Here is a 17428-nt window from a genome sequence, read left to right as displayed (position 1 = left end):
CGGTGGGGCGCGGTACGGCCTACGCCGGCGGCTGCGGCGGCTTCGCGTCGCGGCGCAGTCGCCGGTCCAGGGCCATGGAGAGTTCCGCGTCCACCACCGCCCGGGCCAGTGGGCGCAGTTGGGGCGGTTCGGCCTCCGTGCTGTGGGCGCGCAGGGTCGCGACGAAGAGGTCGGCCAGGGCGTCCGCGTGCTCGCGGACCCGGCGGCCGGAGGCGAGCACCTCGGCGAGCGGGACGCCTTCGCGTACGAGCTCGGCCGACACCTCCAGCAGGCGGCGGCTGATGTGCACGATCTCGTCGCCGTCCGTGCCGAGGTAGCCCAGCTCCATGGCCGTCGCCAGGTTCTCCGGCGTCGAGTCGTCCTTGAAGTAGTCCGCCAGTTGCTCGGGCGTGAGCCGGACCGGGGTCTCCTCGGTCGGTTCGCCCAGGCCCAGCACCTCGGCGACATCGCGGCCGCTGTCGAAGGTGCGGGCCAGGTCCGCGATGCCGGTGAGGGTGTGGCCGCGCTCCAGCAGGCCGGCGATGGTGCGCAGGCGGGCCAGGTGGTGGTCGTCGTACCAGGCGATGCGGCCCTCGCGCCGGGGTGGCGAGATCAGGCCGCGCTCCCGGTAGAAGCGCAGGGTGCGGACGGGGATACCGGCCTCCCTGGCCAGCTCCTCCATGCGGTACTCGCGGTGCTCGCGTCCTTCTGCCACCTCCGTACCCTATCGGCCTCCCTCGTGTGCGGGCCGCTTGTTGTACCGCCGGTAACTTTCCCTCGCCGCACCCCTACCCATCGGTACGAAGCTGCTCTACTCTCCCAACAATGCCAGTGATTGCTGGCATGGTCGTGGGACGTACCGCAGGAGGCGGCAGTATGGCCGAGCACGAACATGTACGCGTGGCGGTGATCGGATCCGGGTTCGGAGGTCTGGGGGCCGCCGTCCGGCTGCGCCGCGAAGGCATCACCGATTTCGTGATCCTGGAACGAGCCGGCTCGGTCGGTGGCACCTGGCGCGACAACACCTATCCGGGATGCGCCTGCGACGTACCGTCCCACCTCTACTCGTTCTCCTTCGCGCCCAATCCCGAATGGCCGCGCACCTTCTCCGGGCAGGAGCACATCCGCGCCTACCTGGAACACGTCGCGGACACCTTCGGACTCCGGCCGCACCTCAGGCTGAACCACGAAGTGAGCGTGATGCGCTGGGACAACGACGAGCTGAACTGGGTGATCGAGACCGCGAACGGCGCCACGATCGTCGCCGACGTCGTCGTCTCCGCGACCGGCCCGCTCTCCGACCCGAAGATGCCCGACATACCGGGGCTCGCCGACTTCCCCGGCAAGGTCTTCCACTCCGCCCGCTGGGACCACGACGCCGACCTGGCCGGCAAGCGCGTCGCGATGATCGGCACCGGCGCCTCCGCCATCCAGATCGTGCCGTCGATCCAGCCCGAGGTCGGCAAGCTGACGCTCTTCCAGCGCACCGCCCCCTGGGTCATGCCCCGGATGGACCGGCAGATCAGCGGCGCCGAGCGCTGGCTGCACCGCACGCTCCCCTTCACCGGCACCGCACGCCGCGGACTGCTGTGGGGGATAAGGGAGTTGCAGGTCGGCGCCTTCACCAAGCACCCGAACCAGCTGGGCATGATCGAGCGGATAGCCACGTCCAACATGGCGCGCTCGATCAAGGACCCGGCCCTGCGGGCCAAGCTGACCCCCTCGTACCGCATCGGCTGCAAGCGCATCCTGCTCTCCAGCGCCTACTACCCGGCGCTGGCCCAGCCCAACGTGGACGTGGTCGCCTCCGGTCTGAGCGAGGTCCGCGGCTCCACGGTCGTGGCGTCCGACGGTACGGAGGCCGAGGTCGACGCGATCATCTTCGGTACCGGCTTCCACGTCACCGACATGCCGATAGCCGAGCGGGTGGTGGGCGCGGACGGCATCACGCTCGCCGAGGCGTGGAAGGGCGGCATGGAGGCGCTGCGCGGGACGAGCGCGGCCGGCTTCCCCAACTGGATGACGGTCATCGGCCCCAACACCGGGCTCGGCAACTCCTCCATGATCCTCATCATCGAGGCCCAGCTGAACTACATGGCCGACTACATGCGGCAGTTGAACGTGCTGGGCGGCCGCGTCGCACTCGACGCACGCCCCTCGTCCGTCGCGTCCTGGACCCGCCGCGTCCAGGAGCGGATGAAGCGCACGGTCTGGAGCACCGGCGGCTGCGACAGCTGGTACCTGGACGCCAGTGGACGCAACACCACGGTCTGGCCCGGCACCACCGCCGAGTTCCGCAAGGTGACGCGGGAGGTCGACATCACGGAGTACCAGGTCATACGCGCGAAGGCGCCCCAGGACGCGAAGAAGGCCAGCACCGCCGAGACCGCCACCACCGCTGTCACCGCTGTCACCGCTGTCACCGAGGAGGTGGCGGGATGAGCCGGCCGCTGCGCAGCACGCCCGACCGGCCGCTGCCCGTGCGGGAACTGATGGCCGTCTCCGCCGACGGCTCCCGCATCCACGTCGAGGTGCACGGCCAGGACGGCGCCCCGGCCGTGGTCCTCGCCCACGGCTGGACCTGCAACACCCGCTTCTGGGACGCCCAGATCCGGGACCTCGCCGTCGACCACCGCGTCGTCGCCTACGACCAGCGCGGCCACGGCACCTCGCCGTCGGTGGGGCGCGGGGGATACAGCACCGAGGCGCTGGCCGACGACCTCGAAGCGGTGCTCGCCGCCACCCTCGCACCGGGGGAGAAGGCCGTACTGGCCGGGCACTCCATGGGCGGCATGACGATCATGTCCGCCTCGCGCCGGGCCGGGCTGCGCGAGCACGCCGCCGCCGCCCTGCTGTGCAGCACGGGCAGCTCCCGGCTGATCGCGGAGTCCCTCGTGGTGCCGATGCGGCCCGGCGCCGTGCGGACCCGGATGACGCGTGCGATCCTCGGGGCGCGGGCGCCGCTCGGACCGGTCACGCCGGTCTCCCGCCGCATCCTCAAGTACGGGACGATGGGGGCTGGTTCGGCCCCGGACCGGGTCGACGCCTGCGCACGGATCGTGCACGACTGCCCGCGGGCGGCCCGGGTCGCCTGGGGGCACGTGCTCGCGGACCTCGATCTCGACGAGGGCGTACGGGAGTTGCGGGTGCCCACCGCGGTGATCGCGGGTACGGAGGACCGGCTGACCCCGCCCGTCCACGCCCGGGCGCTGGCGGCGGCGCTGCCCGACTGCCTCGGTCTGACCGAACTGACGGGCATGGGCCACATGACGCCGGTCGAGGCGCCGGAGACCGTCACCGCGAAGATCCGGGAACTGGTGACCACGTACCTCCCGGTACGGGGAGCGACCCACATCGACGGCAAGGAGGAGGTCGTATGAGCGGCAGGGGCAGGGGCAGTCTCGAAGGACAGGTCGTCGTCGTCACGGGCGCGGCGCGCGGTGTGGGCGAGCTGCTGGCGCGCAAGCTCTCGGCGCGCGGGGCGAAACTGGCGCTGGTCGGCCTGGAGCCGGACGAGCTGAAGAAGGTCTCCGAGCGGCTGCACGGGGACAGCGACCACTGGCACGCGGACGTCACCGACCACGAGGCGATGGCGCGGGTCGCGCAGGAGGTCAAGGAGCGCTTCGGGAAGGTCGACATCGTCGTCGCCAACGCGGGGGTCGCCACGGGCGGACCGTTCGTCGACTCCGATCCGGTGGCCTGGCGGCGGGTGATCGAGGTCAACCTGATAGGCGGCGCGGTGACCGGCCGGGCGTTCCTGCCGGTCCTGATGGAGAGCCGCGGCTACTTCCTCCAGATCGCCTCGCTCGCCGCGATCACCCCGGCGCCCATGATGACGGCGTACTGCGCCTCCAAGTCGGGCGTCGAGGCGTTCGCGCACAGCCTGCGGGCGGAGGTCGGCTACCGGGGCGTGAAGGTCGGCGTCGGCTACCTGTCCTGGACGGACACCGACATGGTGCGCGGCGCGGACGAGGACGACGTGATGCGGGAGCTCCGCCAGCGGCTGCCGTGGCCGTCCAACCGCACGTACCCGCTGGGCCCGGCCGTCGACCGCATCGTGGCCGGCATCGAGCGGCGCTCCCCGCATGTGTACGCCCAGTGGTGGCTGCGCGGCATGCAGTCCGTACGCGGCTACCTGCCGGGCCTGATCGGTGCGGTCGGCCAGCGGGAGATGAAGCGCTTCGGCCCCCGACTGGAGGGGGTCGGCAAGGGTCTCGTGGGCGCCGGCGGTGCGGCTGACCAGGACGAACGGGCGGCGCGGGCGGCGTCGGACACACAGCGTAAGTGATCGAAATGCGTTGAATGTCCGGTCGTGTAAGTCTGGTCGAGGCCCCCACGGGGCCATCCCCCACGCACCCCCACATAGGAGTGAACAGCATGGGCATCGCCGACCAGTTCAAGGACAAGGCGCAGGAGCTTGCCGACCAGGGTCAGAAGAAGATGAAGGGCGGCAAGGGCGAGGACCAGCGTCAGGGTCAGCGCCAGGGTGAGCGCCAGGGCCAGGGTCAGGACCGTCGTCAGGACGCGTCCGACCGTGCCCGCCAGGCGTCCGAGCAGGGTCGTGACCGCGCCCAGGGTGCGGCGGACGACATGCGGGAGAAGTTCGACCGCTGACGTCGCGCCTGCGAGCGTTACGTGCTGAGGGGCGCGCCCGGTTCGTTCCGGGCGCGCCCTTCCGTGTGGTGCGGGCGCCGTACGTATCGGCCGGTCCTTCACGTGCCGTCGGCGGCCGCTTCGATCCGTTTCACAAGAGGCGCCAGGATGCGCGGCAGGTCGTGCTCCGAGGTGAGCACCGGGTCGTCCTGCCAGGTGTGCCCGGTACCGGTGTCGATGAAGAGCAGTGAAGCGGCCCCTGACTCCCACAGGGACACCAGCCCCGTGCGCTCGCCCGATTCCAGGGTGAGCTTCACGGCCGTGGACTTCGGCCGCCTCCGGGACTGCGTTCCCGGGACCGGCCGACTCACGGCAGAGCTGATCCCGCGGGAACGGAGCCCGTGTTCATGGGTGGCGTGCCAGGCCTTGAGCCACTGAGCGATCTCCGACATTGCCCCCACCCCCGTGCGAGCCTCGGACGGGCCGGCAGTTTTGATCGTAAGGCCGGCGCCACGGCCGCCCTTCACCCCTGCGGGACGACGCCCCGCAGGGTGAGGCCGAGCAGTCGGTTCGCCTCGGTGGCGGGGTCCTGATGGTGTTCCGTGGCCAGGACGATGCCAGTGACCAGTGTGACCAGGTCGGCGGCGGTCACTCCCGGCGCCACCGCACCGGCCTGCGCGGCGCGTTGGAGCAGCGGGTCGGCCGCCCCGGCGAGCTTCGCCGAGCAGCAGGCGGGCGCGTGGTCCGGGTCGTCCGTTCCGGCCAGGGTCAGCGCCTCGGCCAGGCCCCGTGCCGAGGAGGCGTACGCGGTGAGCGCGTCCAGCCACTCCAGCAGTGCTGCCCGGGCGTCGGGCGCCCCGGCCGACGCCGTGGCGCGGGCGACCAGGGCGTCGATCCGCTCGCTGAAGACCGCCTCCAGCAGTGCCTGCCGGCTGGGGAAGTGGCGGCGCACCGTGGCCGATCCGACTCCGGCCGTGCGGGCGATGTTCTCCAGGGAGGCATCGGCGCCGCGTGCGGCGACCTCCTCCTCGGCCACGGCGAGGATCCGTGCGTAGTTGCGCCGGGCGTCTGCGCGCTGGACGGTCATGGCGTCATCTCCGGCCTTGCTAAGTGGTGGGGCCCTCCGTATCGTACCGAAGCGTAAGTGGCGGGGCCCGCCACATGTCCTGTGTCACCACCTGAGGAGCACCATGCCTTCGGAATCCTCCCCTGCCCTGGTAGTCGGAGCCACGGGTCAGCAGGGCGGCGCCACCGCCCGCGCACTGCTCGCGACCGGCGTTCCCGTCCGGGCGCTGGTCCGTGACCCGGACACGCCCCGGGCGAAGGCCGTCGAAGCGCTCGGCGCGGAGCTGGTCACCGGCGACCTCGACGATCGCGACTCCTTGGCCCGGGCGGCCGAAGGGGCCCGCGCCGTCTTCTCCGTCCAGATGCCCGACGTGAACGGGCGCGCTTTCGAAGGCGAACTCGACCAGGCCGTCAACCTGATCGAGGGCGCGAAGGCGGCAGGAGTGCCGCAGTTCGTGCACACCTCCGTCTCCGGTGCCGGGCAGCACGTCAACTGGGTCAAAGACCGCTGGGCCTGGATGGAGCCCTACTACACCGCGAAGGCCGGGATCCAGGACCGGGTGCGCGAGGCCGGCTTCACGCACTGGACACTCATCAAGCCGGGCTTCTTCATGGAGAACTTCCTCCCGGCCAAGGAGATCATGTTCCCCCGAGGGGTGGAGGGTGGCCTGGTGAGCCTGCTGAAGCCCACAACTCGGCTGTCCCTCGTCGCAGTCGAGGACATCGGCAGGGCAGCCGCGGCAGCCATGGCGGAACCGGCACGGTTCGACGGCGTCGAACTGGAGCTGGCGAGCGACTTCCTGACGATGACGGAGATCGCCGCGATCCTCTCCCTCCACCTCGGCATCGAGCTGACCGCGCCCGACCTGACCGGAGAAGAGGCAACCGCCGCCGGGATGCCCGACATGGGCTTCGGCCAGTCACATATCAACGAGCACACTCAGCCCGCCCGCCCGGAATTCGCGCGGGAACTGGGCATCCCGCTCACCACCTTCGAAGAATGGGCCGGAGATCATCTGCGGGTCACCACGGCACGGTGAGAGGGAGCAGTGCCCAGATGCGCCCCTCCGCACATCACTGTGCGGTGAGGTCCGCCCGGGGCTGCGCTTCCGTATCTCACCGTGCGGTGAGGTCCGGCCGGGGCTCTCGCGGGCCGCGCTGCGGCAGGGTCCGGCTGAAGACGAGGTTGGTGGTCGTGCTCCCGAACTCCGCCAGCGCGTCCACGATTTCCTCCAGGTGCGCCATCGACGTGGCCGCCACCTTCAGGACGTAGCAGTCGTCCCCGGTGGTACGCAGGCACTCCAGGATCTCCGGCCGCTCATCGAGCATCCGGTGCAACGGCTCGTGCCGGCTCCCCGGGTACTTCAGCCGGACCACCGCCAGTGCCCCATACCCGGCCCGCTCCAGATCGACCTCGGCCCGGTACCCCGTGACGACTCCGACCGCCTCCAGCCGGCGCACCCGCTCCGTCGTCGCCGACGCACTCAGGTTCACCCGCCGGGCCAGCTCCGTGAAGGCGATCCTGCCGTCCCGCTGGAGCTCGTCGAGGAGCGCCCAGTCGGTCGCGTCAAGATTCTCGGCCATCTGCCCAGATTACCGGGGGATCCACGGGTGAACTCCGCCTGGACCGGCAGGAATCTCTTCTGCCGGCCGGTGCGGCCTGGCTAGGCTCGGTCCCGTGAAGATCGGAGTGAACGTCCTCAACTTCGGACCCGGCACCGACCCCGGCGTCCTGCACGACTGGGCCCAGACCGTGGAGGGACTGGGCTTCGACCTGCTGATGGTCTCCGACCACATCGCCATCACGCCCGACGTCGCCGAGCAGTATCCGGCCCCCTTCTACGAGCCCTTCACCACCCTGTCCTGGCTGGCCGGCCTCACCACCAGCATCCGGCTCGGTACGACGGTCCTCATCGCCCCCTACCGGCACCCGCTGCTCACCGCCCGGATGGCGGCCAACCTGAACGCACTCAGCAGCGGCCGCCTCGTCCTCGGCGTCGGGATCGGCTGGGCGCGCCAGGAGTTCGCCGCCCTCGGCATCCCCTTCGAACAGCGGGGACGACTGACCGACGCCGCCCTGCGGGACCTGCGGGCCGCCTGGGCCGACACGGACGCGTACGGGAACGGGACGATCCCGCTCTGGGTCGGCGGCAACAGCGACGCGGGCCTCCGCCGGGCGGTGCGGCTCGGTGACGCCTGGCATCCGCTGCGGTGCACGATGCCCTGGCTCCGGGAGGCGGCGGACCGGCTGAAGTCGGCCGCGTACGAACAGGGCCGCCCGGTCCCCGCCTTCGCTCCCCGGATCGTGCTCCGGCCCACCGCGACCCCGGTCACCGGCCCGCAGCGCCTCGCCGGCGAGGGCACGTTCGACCAGATCATGGACGACCTCGGCCAACTACGGCTGCTGGGCGCCGACACGGTCGTCCTCGACCCGTACAACGGCGACCCCCGAGAGACCAGTCACCCACAGCCGGCCCGACAGGCACTCGCCACGGTGGCCGCGCACCTCCAGCTGAAGGAGCGGCCATGACCACGCCCGACGACCACATCCTCCTCCGACGTGCCATCGCCCTCGCGGCAGAGGCACGCGAGAGCGGAAACCCACCGTTCGGCTCGCTGCTGGCGGCCCCGGACGGGACGGTCCTGGCGGAGGACCGCAACACGACGCTCACCGACCGGGACATCACCGCGCACCCGGAACTGAAGCTCGCGCGATGGGCGGCGAGGGAACTGGACGCGTCCACGGCGGCGGCCACCACGATGTACACCAGCTGCGAGCCCTGCGCGATGTGCGCGGCGGCCATCCAGCAGGCGGGCCTGCGGCGCGTGCTGTTCGCCCTCTCCGGCGAACAGCTCCTGGACCTCAGGCCGGGCAACGGCCGCCCGCCCGTGCCGCAGGAGGGCCCGGCGTTGCTGGAGGAGGTGCGGGCGGTGATGGAGCCGTACTACGGCTGACCGGCGGCATCGTTCGCTGAGCGCGGGAAAACCGCTGGACCCGCCGACGGGGGTGCGTCGTAGGGTTCGGGGCGCGAAGGCGCGTGGGCGCGGTCGGCGAAGAGGGAACGGTGGATGGCGGAACTGTACGAGATCTGGCAGCGGGCGGAAGTTTCCCGCAGGCTCGACGTGCTGTCGGGCTTCGTCGCGATGTGCGCGGCGGGGGACGACGACGCGCGGCGCCGTCTCGCCCGACTGGTCGCCGAAGCGGACGCCGCCCTGTCCGCCTCGCCCCCGGATGCGGATGTCGCCTCGGAGCGTCTGGAAGAACTCGTCCAGTGGGCTGACACGGAGTGGGCCGATCATCCCTATCGCCCCGTGGAAGCCCGGCCTGACGAGGCGGACCGGCAGACGCGCGACTACGTCAAGGATCTCCGGCACACCGCGGTCCCGGCCCACGTCGGGTGCGAGATGGGCCGCATCGAACTCAGCCTTGAGGTGCGGTTCCTGGCCCTGTGCCGCCAACCGGGCTTGGACTGTCGGACCCGCCAGGACGTCTTCTACGTCGCCGGGCGTGCCGCGATGGCCCTCGACCTCGGGCACCTGGACGTGGCAGAGCTGGAGATCCGCCGCATGGAACAGGCGGGTTCCGCGGAGCCGCAGGAGTGCGGTTGCGGCAAGGTCCATCGCTCTGCGGCGCAGGGCGGCTGACTTCCCGACGTCAGGCTGCCTTGACGGCCTCTACGAACGGTGCCCAGGCGGCTGCGTTCACGATGAGCACGGGGCCGCTGGGGCGCTTGGAATCGCGAACGGGGACGAGGCCGGGGTGGCCTTCGGCGACTTCGAGTTAGTTGCCGCCATCGCCGTTGACTGTGCGCGAGCGGGTGCGGAGCAGGGTACGGAACCCGATGCTGACCGTGCGTCAACGCAGCTTCAGCTGTTCGCGCAGCCGCGTCACGTGGGCCTGGATGTCGCGCTCGATGCCGGGCCTCTCGGCGGACGCCTGATCGGCGTCGGGGCTCCGGGCGGGTTCGCGGCAGGGACCGCACAAGCCGTCGCGGAAGGCTTCGGGCCTGCCGGGTGCGCCGCAGTCGGTGCACTCGGCCATCAGGCGGGGTGTCGATGTGCCCGGTGGTGCGGGGAGCGGGGTGGCGAGTCGCCGGGGCGGGAGCTTGGTGATGAGGCGCTTCCTGACGAAGCCGAGCGGGGAGTCGACGGCCGGGGGCAGCCCGGAGGTGAGCGTGTGGACGAGGTAGTCGGCGTCCGCGCCGCGTGCGAACCATGCGGCGGCCAGCTCCTCCAGGTCTCGGCAGTCGTCCTCGGAGAGGCCCAAGCGCTTGCCGGCGGCGCCAAGTTGGGACAACACGGCATAGGCGGGTGACTCGTCCTGCGAGGCAGTGCGCTGCTGCGGTACGAGCGGGGTGGGGGCGGGCTCGTCTGGCGCGGTGTGTTCCGCCGGGACCCACGGGGGTGGGGGTGTGGCCGATGTGATCACCGGTTGCGGCAGGCGGTGGTGTGCCTCGGCGGTGAGGAAGGTGTTCCACCACTCGTTGTCGCGGGCCGTCCGCGACCAGAAGGTGCGGGTGACCCAGCGCAGGGTGTCTCCGTCGCCGACCGCGCACCGCGCCTGGCGCAGGTGACCGGCCACGCCGAGGGCCCGCAGCGCGCTGCCGACGGCCATCTGCCCGTACAAGGGTTGCTGTTTGGCGAGCGACTTGATGTTCATCGCGGCGCCCTCGGGGAGCGTGTCGACGTATGCGGCGATGTACCGCTCCCGCTCCGGGAGGCACGCGAAGTCGTCGGCTCGGGGCGGGCGCTGGTCCGGGACGGAACGCTTGCCGTAGCCGGGGCTGGCCTTCGGGCACGGGGCCGGAGCCGGGACTGCGGGCGTCGGCAGGGCGGAGCTAAGGTTCGGGGTAGCCACGAGATCGGGTCGCTTTCGTTCGATCTTGGGGTGAGACCCCGGCCGGTGCATCAACACCGTGTCGGGGTCGCTACGTCGTGGGCACCGTAAGCAGCCGCGACGCTCTGCCGCAAGTCGGTCACAAATTGTCACACTTGCTCGCCGTTACGGGGTAGGGAGGTGGGGAGGGTTTCCCCAACCTCCTTCTTTTACCTACCGGTTGTCAGGCATCGCTCGAATCTCGGCACTCGAAACTCGGGGCTCGGGTCCCGAGCGTCGAGACCCGGGCCGAGCCCCCGTCGCGTACCCACGAAAGAGTGAACAGAGCCTTTCGAAGCTCGGAGTTCGGGGCTTGGATCTCGGGGCTCGAATCTCGAAGCTCACCGCTCCCGCCCCTACCCCTACCGCGGCGGCAACGGAGGCCGCCTGCGGTCCGGCGCCGTGTCGTACGTCGGCGCTGTCGCCGGCGGGTGCGCCGCCAGCAGGTCCAGCGCGACCCGCACCGCGTCGTCCAGTACCGCGTGCCGTCCCTCCGCCCAGTCGAGGGGAGTGCGCAGGGCCTCCAGGTCCGGTTCCACGCCGTGGTTCTCCACCGACCAGCCGTACGTGTCGAACCACGCCGCGTTCATCGGCACCGTGATCACCGTTCCGTCGCCCAGCCGGTGGCGGCCCGTCATGCCGACGACACCGCCCCAGGTGCGCTGGCCCACCACCGGGCCCAGCTTCAGCAGGCGGAACGCGGCGGTGATCATGTCGCCGTCGGAGGACGTCGCCTCGTCGGCCAGCGCGACGACGGGCCCCCGGGGGGCGTTGGAGGCGTACGAGACCGGCTGGGCGTTGCGGGTGAGGTCCCAGCCCAGGATCGTGCGGGTGAGTTTCTCCACGACCAGTTCGCTGATGTGGCCGCCCGCGTTGCCGCGTACGTCGACGATCAGCGCCGGGCGGGAGACCTCCAGGCGCAGGTCGCGGTTGAACTGGGCCCAGCCGGAGCCACCCATGTCGGGGATGTGGAGGTAGCCGCAGCGGCCGCCGCTCAGTTCGCGGACGACCTCGCGGCGTTTGGCGACCCAGTCCTGGTAGCGCAGTGGGCGTTCGTCGACCAGCGGGACGATCGCCACGCGGCGGGAGCGGCCCTCGCCCTCGGCGGGGCGGAAGGTCAGTTCGACCGTGGTGCCGCCCGCCGCGGAGAGGAGGGGGTAGGGGCCGGTGACGGGGTCGACCGGGCGACCGTCGACGTGGGTGAGGACCGCGCCCTCGCGGATGCCCGTACCGGCCAGCGGGGAGCGGGCCTTGGAGTCCGAGGAGTCGCCGGGCAGAATGCGGGCGAGGGTCCAGGCGCCCTCCCTGCACACGAAGTTGACGCCGAGCAGGCCGATCGCGCGCTGGTAGTGCGGGGGGCCCTCGTTGCGGCGGGCGGGGGAGACGTAGGCGTGGGACGTGCCCAGTTCGCCCAGGACTTCGCGCAGGAGGTCGGCGAACTCGTCCGGGGTGGCCACCCGTTCGACCAGGGGGCGGTACTGGTCGAGGATCGCCGGCCAGTCGATGCCGCACATGTCCGGCTCCCAGAAGTAGGAGCGGATGAGGCGGCCCGCCTCGTTGTATGCCTGGCGCCACTCCGCCGGCGGGTCGGCCTCGTGCAGGATGCGGCGCAGGTCGATGTAGACCGTGGAGTCGTTGTCGCCGGGCTCGGTCGCGGGTACGGCGCGCAGTTCGCCGTCGTCCATGACGACGAGGCGGGACGCGTCGCCGCTGACGGCGAACCAGTCGAGGTGGTCGACGAGTTCGGTCTTCTTCGCCTTGGCGATGTTGAAGTACTCCAGGGTCGGCCGCCCCGACATGTCCGCCGGGTTGGCGAACGTCTCGCCGAGCGCGCCGGAGATCGGCCAGCGCAGCCACACGAGACCGCCGCCGCTGACCGGGTACAGCGCGGAGTACTTGGAGGCGGAGACCGGGAACGGCGTGACCCGGCTCTCCAGGCCCTCGAACTCGACGGTGACCGTGGAGCCCTCGGCCGTACCCGCCTCGTCGGAGTCCACCGGGTCGAGGCCGCCCGCGGCGGGCCGGCCGTCGGGGGAGAGGGCGAAGGGGGAGGGCGTCGCCGAGGAGAGCGGGACGAGGTAGGGACGGCAGCCGAGCGGGAAGGAGAGGTCGCCGGTGTGCACGTCGTACACCGGGTCGAAGCCGCGCCAGGAGAGGAAGGCGAGATAGCGGCCGTCGCCCGTGAAGACGGGGTTCTCGTCCTCGAAGCGGCCGTTGGTGACGTCGACGATCGTGGGGGCGCCGGGGCCCTGGATGCGGGCGAGCTTGATCTTGCGCAGGGAGCGGCCGATGCCCGGGTGCGACCAGGTCAGCCAGGCACCGTCCGGGGAGAAGGCCAGATCGCGGACCGGGCCGTTGACGGAGCGGATCAGTTCGGTGGGCTCGCCGGTGGAGGTCTCCTCGTCGGTCTCCAGGAGCAGGAGGCGGCCGTCGTGCGAGGCGATGGCGAGCCGTTCGCCGTCCGGGTCGGAGATGAGCTCCTGGACCCGGCCGAGCAGGCCGGAGGCGAGCCGGAGCGGCGGGCGGTCGCCGCTGGCGCGCGGCAGGTAGGCGATCTCGATCGCGTCCTCGCCGTCCGCGTCGGTGACGTACGCGACCTTCCCGCCGCTGCCGAGCATCTCCGGCAGCCGGACACGGACGCCGGGCGTGTCCGTGATGGTGCGGGCGGGGCCGTCGCGGTGGGTGAGCCAGTACAGGCTGCCGCGTACCGCGACGGCGCTCGCCCGGCCGGTCTCGTCCACGGAGAGCGAGTCGATGTTGCTGGCGGCCGCCACCTGGTACGTACGACGGCCGGCGCGCGGCCCGCCGAGCCGGACCTCCAGCTTGCGGGGCACGGCGTCGGGGGACTCCAGGTCGTCGACCAGCCACACCTCGCCCGCGCACTGGTAGACGACACGGTGTCCGTCGCTGGAGGCGTGCCGGGCGTAGAAGGCGTCGTGGTCCGTGTGCCGGCGCAGGTCGGTGCCGTCGGGGAGGCAGGAGTACAGGTTGCCGACGCCCTCGTGGTCGGAGAGGAACGCGATGCGGCCGCCGACGAACATCGGGGAGTCGAGGTGCCCGCCGATGTCCGGGAGCAGCCGCTCGCCGTGCAGCCACAGCCGCCCGGTCGCGCCGCCCCGGTACCGCTTCCAGGCGGCCGGCTCGTGCGGCGGCTTTCCGGTCAGGAGCAGGGTGCGGCGTTCGCCGTCGATCTCGGCCACGGCGATGTCGGAGACCGGGCCCCAGGGCAGCCGGCCGCCGGGGCTGCCGTCCGTGGGCACGCTGTAGGCCCAGGAGAAGTACGAGAACGGCTGCCGGTGCGAGGAGACGGCGAGGATCTGGGCGCCGTCCCCGGGGTCGGGGGTCCAGCCGCAGACCCGGGCGTCGGTCGACCCCCAGTAGGTGAGCCGGCGGGACGGGCCGCCGGCGACGGGCGCGAGGTGGATCTCGGGGTCCAGGCTGCGCCAGGTCGTGTAGGCGATCCGGGTCCCGTCGGGGGAGAAGCGCGGATGGCTGACTCTGGTGCGGTCGACGGTCACGCGCCAGGCGCGTCCGGGCACCTCGCCCTCGGGGACGAGGGGGGCCACCCAGAGATCGTCCTCCGCGGCGAAGCAGAGCAGATCCTCGTGGAGGTGCGGGAACCGGAGATACGAGACGTCGTCACTCACCCCCCAATGCTTTCGGTGCGCGAGGGCCGCGGCAACTTGTGGTGCGGAACACAAGCGAAACGATTTCGTTTCGCTGGGGGTGCGGGGTACCGTCGAGGTGTACGAAACAGTTTCGTTCGATTGACTGATGTGCGAAGCGACTGACGTACGCATTACCGAGCTCAGGGAACAGGAGGTCGACCATGGCACGCACACGGCTCACGCCCGAGCGTGAGAGCGAGCTGTACGCCGCCGTGCTCGACCTGCTCCGCGAGGTCGGCTACGACGCCCTCACGATGGACGCCGTCGCCGCGCGTACCCGTTCCAGCAAGGCCACCCTCTACCGCCAGTGGGGGAGCAAGCCCGAGCTCGTCGTCACGGCCATGCGGCACAACAAGCCCGTTTCCCTCGGCGATGTCGACACCGGCTCGCTGCGCGGTGACTTCCATGCCGTCCTGGGCCGTAGTGACGACTGCCAGATGGAGAAGGACTCCGCGCTGATGCGGGGCCTGAGCCATGCCGTCCATGAGAACCCCGATCTTCTGCAGGCCCTGCGCGAGCTGCTGATCGAGCCGGAGATGACCGGTCTCGACACGCTGCTGCGGCGGGCCGTGGACCGGGGTGAACTGCGTCCGGACAATCCGGCGCTGAAGTACGTACCGCACATGCTGATCGGCGCGTTCGCCGCCCGGCAGCTCGTTGAGGACCGCCCGGTGGACCAGGCGTTCCTCTCCGACTACGTCGACTCCGTGATCCTCCCCGCTCTCGGAGTCTGACAGCCGTCCCCGCGCCGTCCCCACGGCACCCGTACGGCCCTCTCCCCAAGCCCCACCTGACACGCCGCTCTCGTCGTCGGGCTGGTTCCTCACGCCCATTTCCACTCGACCTGACCGGGAGTACGCCTCCGTGGCCACATTCCTCTACAAGCTCGGACGGCTCGCCTTCCGGCGCCGCCGCTATGTCGCCCTGATCTGGGTGGCACTGCTGGCGCTCGCCGGATTCGGCGCGGCCACCGCGTCCACCGCCACCTCCAGCTCCTTCTCGATCCCGGGTACGGAGGCGCAGAAGGCCTTCGACCTGCTGGAACAGCGATTCCCCGCGGCCAGCGCCGACGGCGCGACCGCGCGCATCGTCTTCAAGGCGCCCGAGGGCGAGAAGATGACGGACCCGGCCCACAAGGCCGACGTCAACAAGATCACCGGCGAGCTGAAGTCCGGCTCGGACCAGATCGCCTCGGTCGTCGACCCGTACACCGGGAACGCCGTCTCCAAGGACGGTTCGACCGCGTACGTATCGGTGACCTACAAGGTCAACTCGATGGAGCTGACCGACGCGACCCGGGAGTCCCTGGAGGACTCGGGGACGGCGGCGCAGAAGAGCGGGATGACCGTGGAGATCGGCGGTGACGCGCTCCAGGTGATGCCGGAGACCGGAGCCACCGAGATCATCGGGATCGCGCTGGCCGCGGTGGTGCTCGTCATCACCTTCGGCTCGCTGATCGCGGCGGGGCTGCCCCTGCTCACCGCCCTGATCGGGGTCGGGATCGGCGTCTCGTCGATCACCGCGCTGGCCAATGTGCTGGACCTGGGCTCGACCACCTCCACCCTCGCGATGATGATCGGCCTCGCGGTCGGCATCGACTACGCGCTCTTCATCGTCTCCCGCTACCGCGCCGAACTGGCCGAGGGCCGGGAGCGCGAGGAGGCGGCGGGCCGTGCGGTCGGCACGGCCGGTTCCGCGGTCGTCTTCGCCGGGCTCACCGTCGTCATCGCCCTGGTCGGCCTCGCGGTCGTCAACATCCCGATGCTGTCGAAGATGGGCTTCGCCGCGGCCGGCACGGTCGCGATCGCCGTCCTCATCGCGCTCACCCTCGTCCCGGCCATGCTCGGGTTCGTGGGCAAGCGGATCATGGGCCGCAAGGCCCGCAAGGCCGCCGCGGACGAGAACCGGCCCGAGGCCAAGCCGAACATGGGCACCCGCTGGGCGCGGTTCGTGCTCCGCAAGCCCGTGTGGGTGCTGCTGGTCGGTGTCATCGGCCTGGGCACCATCGCCGTACCGGCCGCGTCGCTGGAGATGGGCCTGCCGGACGACGGCTCCCAGCCCACCAGCACCACGCAGCGCCGCGCCTACGACCTGCTCTCCGAGGGCTTCGGCCCCGGCTTCAACGGGCCGCTGATGGTCGTCGTCGACACGGCGGCCAGCTCCGACGGCAAGACCGCCGCCAAGCAGGTCACCGACGAGATCTCGGGCATGCCCGGTGTCGTCGCCGTCAGCCCGGCCACCTTCAACAAGGCCGGCGACGCCGCGATGATCACGGTCGTCCCGAAGGACCGGCCGAGTTCCGTCGAGACGGAGAACGTGGTCCACGCGATCCGCGACGCGGGCACGGACATCAAGTCCGACACCGGCGCCGAGGTTCTGGTCACCGGCTCCACCGCGATGAACATCGACTTCTCGGAGAAGATGAACGACGCGCTGCTTCCGTACCTGGCGCTCGTCGTCGGCCTCGCCTTCCTGCTGCTGATGGTGGTCTTCCGGTCGATCCTGGTGCCGCTGAAGGCGGCACTCGGCTTCCTGCTCTCGGTCGTCGCGGCCCTGGGCGCGGTCGTCGCGGTCTTCCAGTGGGGCTGGCTCGGCTCGCTCTTCGGGGTGGAGCAGACCGGTCCGATCATGTCGATGATGCCGATCTTCATGGTGGGTGTGGTCTTCGGTCTCGCGATGGACTACGAGGTCTTCCTCGTCACCCGGATGCGTGAGGCGTACGTCCACGGCGAGAAGCCCGGCCAGGCCGTCGTCACGGGCTTCAAGCACGGGGCCCGGGTCGTCTCGGCCGCGGCCGTGATCATGATCGCGGTCTTCTCCGGATTCATCGGCTCCAGCGAGTCGATGATCAAGATGATCGGCTTCTCGCTCGCCATCGCCGTCTTCTTCGACGCGTTCGTCGTCCGCATGGCCATCGTGCCCGCGGTCCTCGCCCTGCTCGGGAAGCGCGCCTGGTGGCTGCCGCGCTGGCTGGACCGGGTGCTGCCCAACGTGGACGTCGAGGGTGAGGGCCTGCGCAAGGAGCTGGCCGCCGGTGGCGCGGGGGACGCCGGTCCGGACGCCGGGGACGCGCGTGAGCTGACCCGGGTCTGAGCCGGTCGGTGAGCCGACCCTCGGGCTGCTCGACGAGCCGCTGACCTCCGGGGCCGCGTATGAGCGGAGCGCGGCCCCGGAAAGCGCCGGTTACCTGTGGGGACGGGGGACCGGGGCGACGAGAGCCCCCGTGCGCACGTGCACGGGGGCTCTC

Annotated in this window: 16 protein-coding genes and 1 pseudogene; 10 read left to right on the top strand and 7 right to left on the bottom strand. The window is 71.2% G+C overall.

All coding sequences use genetic code 11. The annotated features are described in order from the left end of the window. Positions 1–19 precede the first annotated feature (19 nt). Positions 20–661, bottom strand: coding sequence for a MerR family transcriptional regulator (locus OG446_RS14850; protein WP_328898303.1), 642 nt, complete (start codon positions 659–661; stop codon positions 20–22). A 194-nt stretch (positions 662–855) separates the two neighbouring features. On the opposite strand from OG446_RS14850, the gene OG446_RS14845 reads away from it, so the two are divergent. From OG446_RS14845 to OG446_RS14830, 4 genes are all read left to right on the top strand, one after another. Then, positions 856–2421: a flavin-containing monooxygenase gene (locus OG446_RS14845; protein ID WP_328894488.1), complete on the top strand. Its 1566-nt coding sequence runs from the start codon at positions 856–858 to the stop codon at positions 2419–2421. Beyond that, positions 2418–3359 (top strand): alpha/beta fold hydrolase, encoded by a 942-nt coding sequence (locus OG446_RS14840; protein ID WP_328894487.1) that lies wholly within the window; start codon positions 2418–2420, stop codon positions 3357–3359. Before OG446_RS14845 ends, OG446_RS14840 begins: the two co-directional genes overlap by 4 nt. Beyond that, entirely contained in the window at positions 3356–4267 is a 912-nt protein-coding gene (locus OG446_RS14835; protein WP_328894486.1) for an SDR family oxidoreductase, read from the top strand. The genes OG446_RS14840 and OG446_RS14835 overlap by 4 nt, the downstream gene beginning before the upstream one ends. An 89-nt stretch (positions 4268–4356) precedes the next feature. Then, positions 4357–4593 carry a hypothetical protein gene (locus tag OG446_RS14830; RefSeq protein ID WP_328894485.1) on the top strand — a complete coding sequence of 79 codons (237 nt, stop codon included), beginning with the start codon at positions 4357–4359 and terminating at the stop codon, positions 4591–4593. 98 nt (positions 4594–4691) lie between these two features. On the opposite strand, the gene OG446_RS14825 is transcribed toward OG446_RS14830, so the two are convergent. Together OG446_RS14825 and OG446_RS14820 are read right to left on the bottom strand one after the other, a co-directional pair. Further along, a complete protein-coding gene (locus tag OG446_RS14825; protein ID WP_328894484.1) occupies positions 4692–5024 on the bottom strand; it encodes a hypothetical protein in 333 nt (110 codons plus the stop codon). 71 nt (positions 5025–5095) lie between these two features. After that, entirely contained in the window at positions 5096–5659 is a 564-nt protein-coding gene (locus tag OG446_RS14820) for a TetR/AcrR family transcriptional regulator (RefSeq protein ID WP_328894483.1), read from the bottom strand. Between the two features lie 103 nt (positions 5660–5762). Between OG446_RS14820 and OG446_RS14815 the strand changes: the two genes are divergently transcribed. Beyond that, the gene (locus OG446_RS14815; protein ID WP_328894482.1) at positions 5763–6677 is read left to right on the top strand and encodes an NmrA/HSCARG family protein; all 915 of its coding nucleotides are present in this window, start codon (positions 5763–5765) and stop codon (positions 6675–6677) included. Between the two features lie 76 nt (positions 6678–6753). Here the strand turns inward: OG446_RS14815 and OG446_RS14810 are convergent, their stop codons facing one another. Further along, positions 6754–7221 (bottom strand): Lrp/AsnC family transcriptional regulator, encoded by a 468-nt coding sequence (locus OG446_RS14810; RefSeq protein ID WP_328894481.1) that lies wholly within the window; start codon positions 7219–7221, stop codon positions 6754–6756. A 94-nt stretch (positions 7222–7315) separates the two neighbouring features. Here OG446_RS14810 and OG446_RS14805 point away from each other — a divergent pair, with 94 nt between their 5' ends. The 3 genes from OG446_RS14805 (at position 7316) to OG446_RS14795 (ending at position 9282) form a co-directional block, all read left to right on the top strand. Beyond that, positions 7316–8167, top strand: coding sequence for a TIGR03619 family F420-dependent LLM class oxidoreductase (locus OG446_RS14805; protein WP_328894480.1), 852 nt, complete (start codon positions 7316–7318; stop codon positions 8165–8167). Then, positions 8164–8592 carry a nucleoside deaminase gene (locus OG446_RS14800; protein ID WP_328894479.1) on the top strand — a complete coding sequence of 143 codons (429 nt, stop codon included), beginning with the start codon at positions 8164–8166 and terminating at the stop codon, positions 8590–8592. The genes OG446_RS14805 and OG446_RS14800 overlap by 4 nt, the downstream gene beginning before the upstream one ends. Before the next feature lie 114 nt (positions 8593–8706). Further along, the gene (locus OG446_RS14795; RefSeq protein ID WP_328894478.1) at positions 8707–9282 is read left to right on the top strand and encodes a hypothetical protein; all 576 of its coding nucleotides are present in this window, start codon (positions 8707–8709) and stop codon (positions 9280–9282) included. A 10-nt stretch (positions 9283–9292) separates the two neighbouring features. Here OG446_RS14795 and OG446_RS14790 read toward each other — a convergent pair. The 3 genes and pseudogenes from OG446_RS14790 to OG446_RS14780 all read right to left on the bottom strand — a co-directional run bounded on the left by OG446_RS14790 (position 9293) and on the right by OG446_RS14780 (position 14160). Next, positions 9293–9466, bottom strand: a pseudogene (locus OG446_RS14790) (DUF397 domain-containing protein). Positions 9467–9493: 27 nt separating this feature from the next. Then, positions 9494–10495, bottom strand: coding sequence for a MarR family transcriptional regulator (locus OG446_RS14785; RefSeq protein WP_328894477.1), 1002 nt, complete (start codon positions 10493–10495; stop codon positions 9494–9496). Between the two features lie 380 nt (positions 10496–10875). Beyond that, positions 10876–14160 (bottom strand): S41 family peptidase, encoded by a 3285-nt coding sequence (locus tag OG446_RS14780; RefSeq protein ID WP_328894476.1) that lies wholly within the window; start codon positions 14158–14160, stop codon positions 10876–10878. 182 nt (positions 14161–14342) lie between these two features. Between OG446_RS14780 and OG446_RS14775 the strand changes: the two genes are divergently transcribed. Together OG446_RS14775 and OG446_RS14770 are read left to right on the top strand one after the other, a co-directional pair. Next, positions 14343–14915: a TetR/AcrR family transcriptional regulator gene (locus tag OG446_RS14775; RefSeq protein WP_328894475.1), complete on the top strand. Its 573-nt coding sequence runs from the start codon at positions 14343–14345 to the stop codon at positions 14913–14915. Between the two features lie 130 nt (positions 14916–15045). Continuing rightward, positions 15046–17274, top strand: coding sequence for an MMPL family transporter (locus OG446_RS14770; RefSeq protein ID WP_328894474.1), 2229 nt, complete (start codon positions 15046–15048; stop codon positions 17272–17274). Positions 17275–17428: the final 154 nt, after the last annotated feature.

It is taken from the genome of Streptomyces sp. NBC_00236, from assembly GCF_036195045.1.
In the GTDB taxonomy this organism is placed as follows: Bacteria; Actinomycetota; Actinomycetes; order Streptomycetales; family Streptomycetaceae; genus Streptomyces.
Note: the sequence above shows the minus strand (reverse complement) of the source record. Positions and strands in the feature narration are given on the sequence as shown.

What these genes read in the sequence shown, in the direction of transcription:
- OG446_RS14850 (WP_328898303.1), bottom strand. Translation starts at nt 661, where the DNA reads ATGGAGGAGCTGGCCAGGGAGGCCGGTATCCCCGTCCGCACCCTGCGC.
- OG446_RS14845 (WP_328894488.1), top strand. Translation starts at nt 856, where the DNA reads ATGGCCGAGCACGAACATGTACGCGTGGCGGTGATCGGATCCGGGTTC.
- OG446_RS14840 (WP_328894487.1), top strand. Translation starts at nt 2,418, where the DNA reads ATGAGCCGGCCGCTGCGCAGCACGCCCGACCGGCCGCTGCCCGTGCGG.
- OG446_RS14835 (WP_328894486.1), top strand. Translation starts at nt 3,356, where the DNA reads ATGAGCGGCAGGGGCAGGGGCAGTCTCGAAGGACAGGTCGTCGTCGTC.
- OG446_RS14830 (WP_328894485.1), top strand. Translation starts at nt 4,357, where the DNA reads ATGGGCATCGCCGACCAGTTCAAGGACAAGGCGCAGGAGCTTGCCGAC.
- OG446_RS14825 (WP_328894484.1), bottom strand. Translation starts at nt 5,024, where the DNA reads ATGTCGGAGATCGCTCAGTGGCTCAAGGCCTGGCACGCCACCCATGAA.
- OG446_RS14820 (WP_328894483.1), bottom strand. Translation starts at nt 5,659, where the DNA reads ATGACCGTCCAGCGCGCAGACGCCCGGCGCAACTACGCACGGATCCTC.
- OG446_RS14815 (WP_328894482.1), top strand. Translation starts at nt 5,763, where the DNA reads ATGCCTTCGGAATCCTCCCCTGCCCTGGTAGTCGGAGCCACGGGTCAG.
- OG446_RS14810 (WP_328894481.1), bottom strand. Translation starts at nt 7,221, where the DNA reads ATGGCCGAGAATCTTGACGCGACCGACTGGGCGCTCCTCGACGAGCTC.
- OG446_RS14800 (WP_328894479.1), top strand. Translation starts at nt 8,164, where the DNA reads ATGACCACGCCCGACGACCACATCCTCCTCCGACGTGCCATCGCCCTC.
- OG446_RS14795 (WP_328894478.1), top strand. Translation starts at nt 8,707, where the DNA reads ATGGCGGAACTGTACGAGATCTGGCAGCGGGCGGAAGTTTCCCGCAGG.
- OG446_RS14775 (WP_328894475.1), top strand. Translation starts at nt 14,343, where the DNA reads ATGGCACGCACACGGCTCACGCCCGAGCGTGAGAGCGAGCTGTACGCC.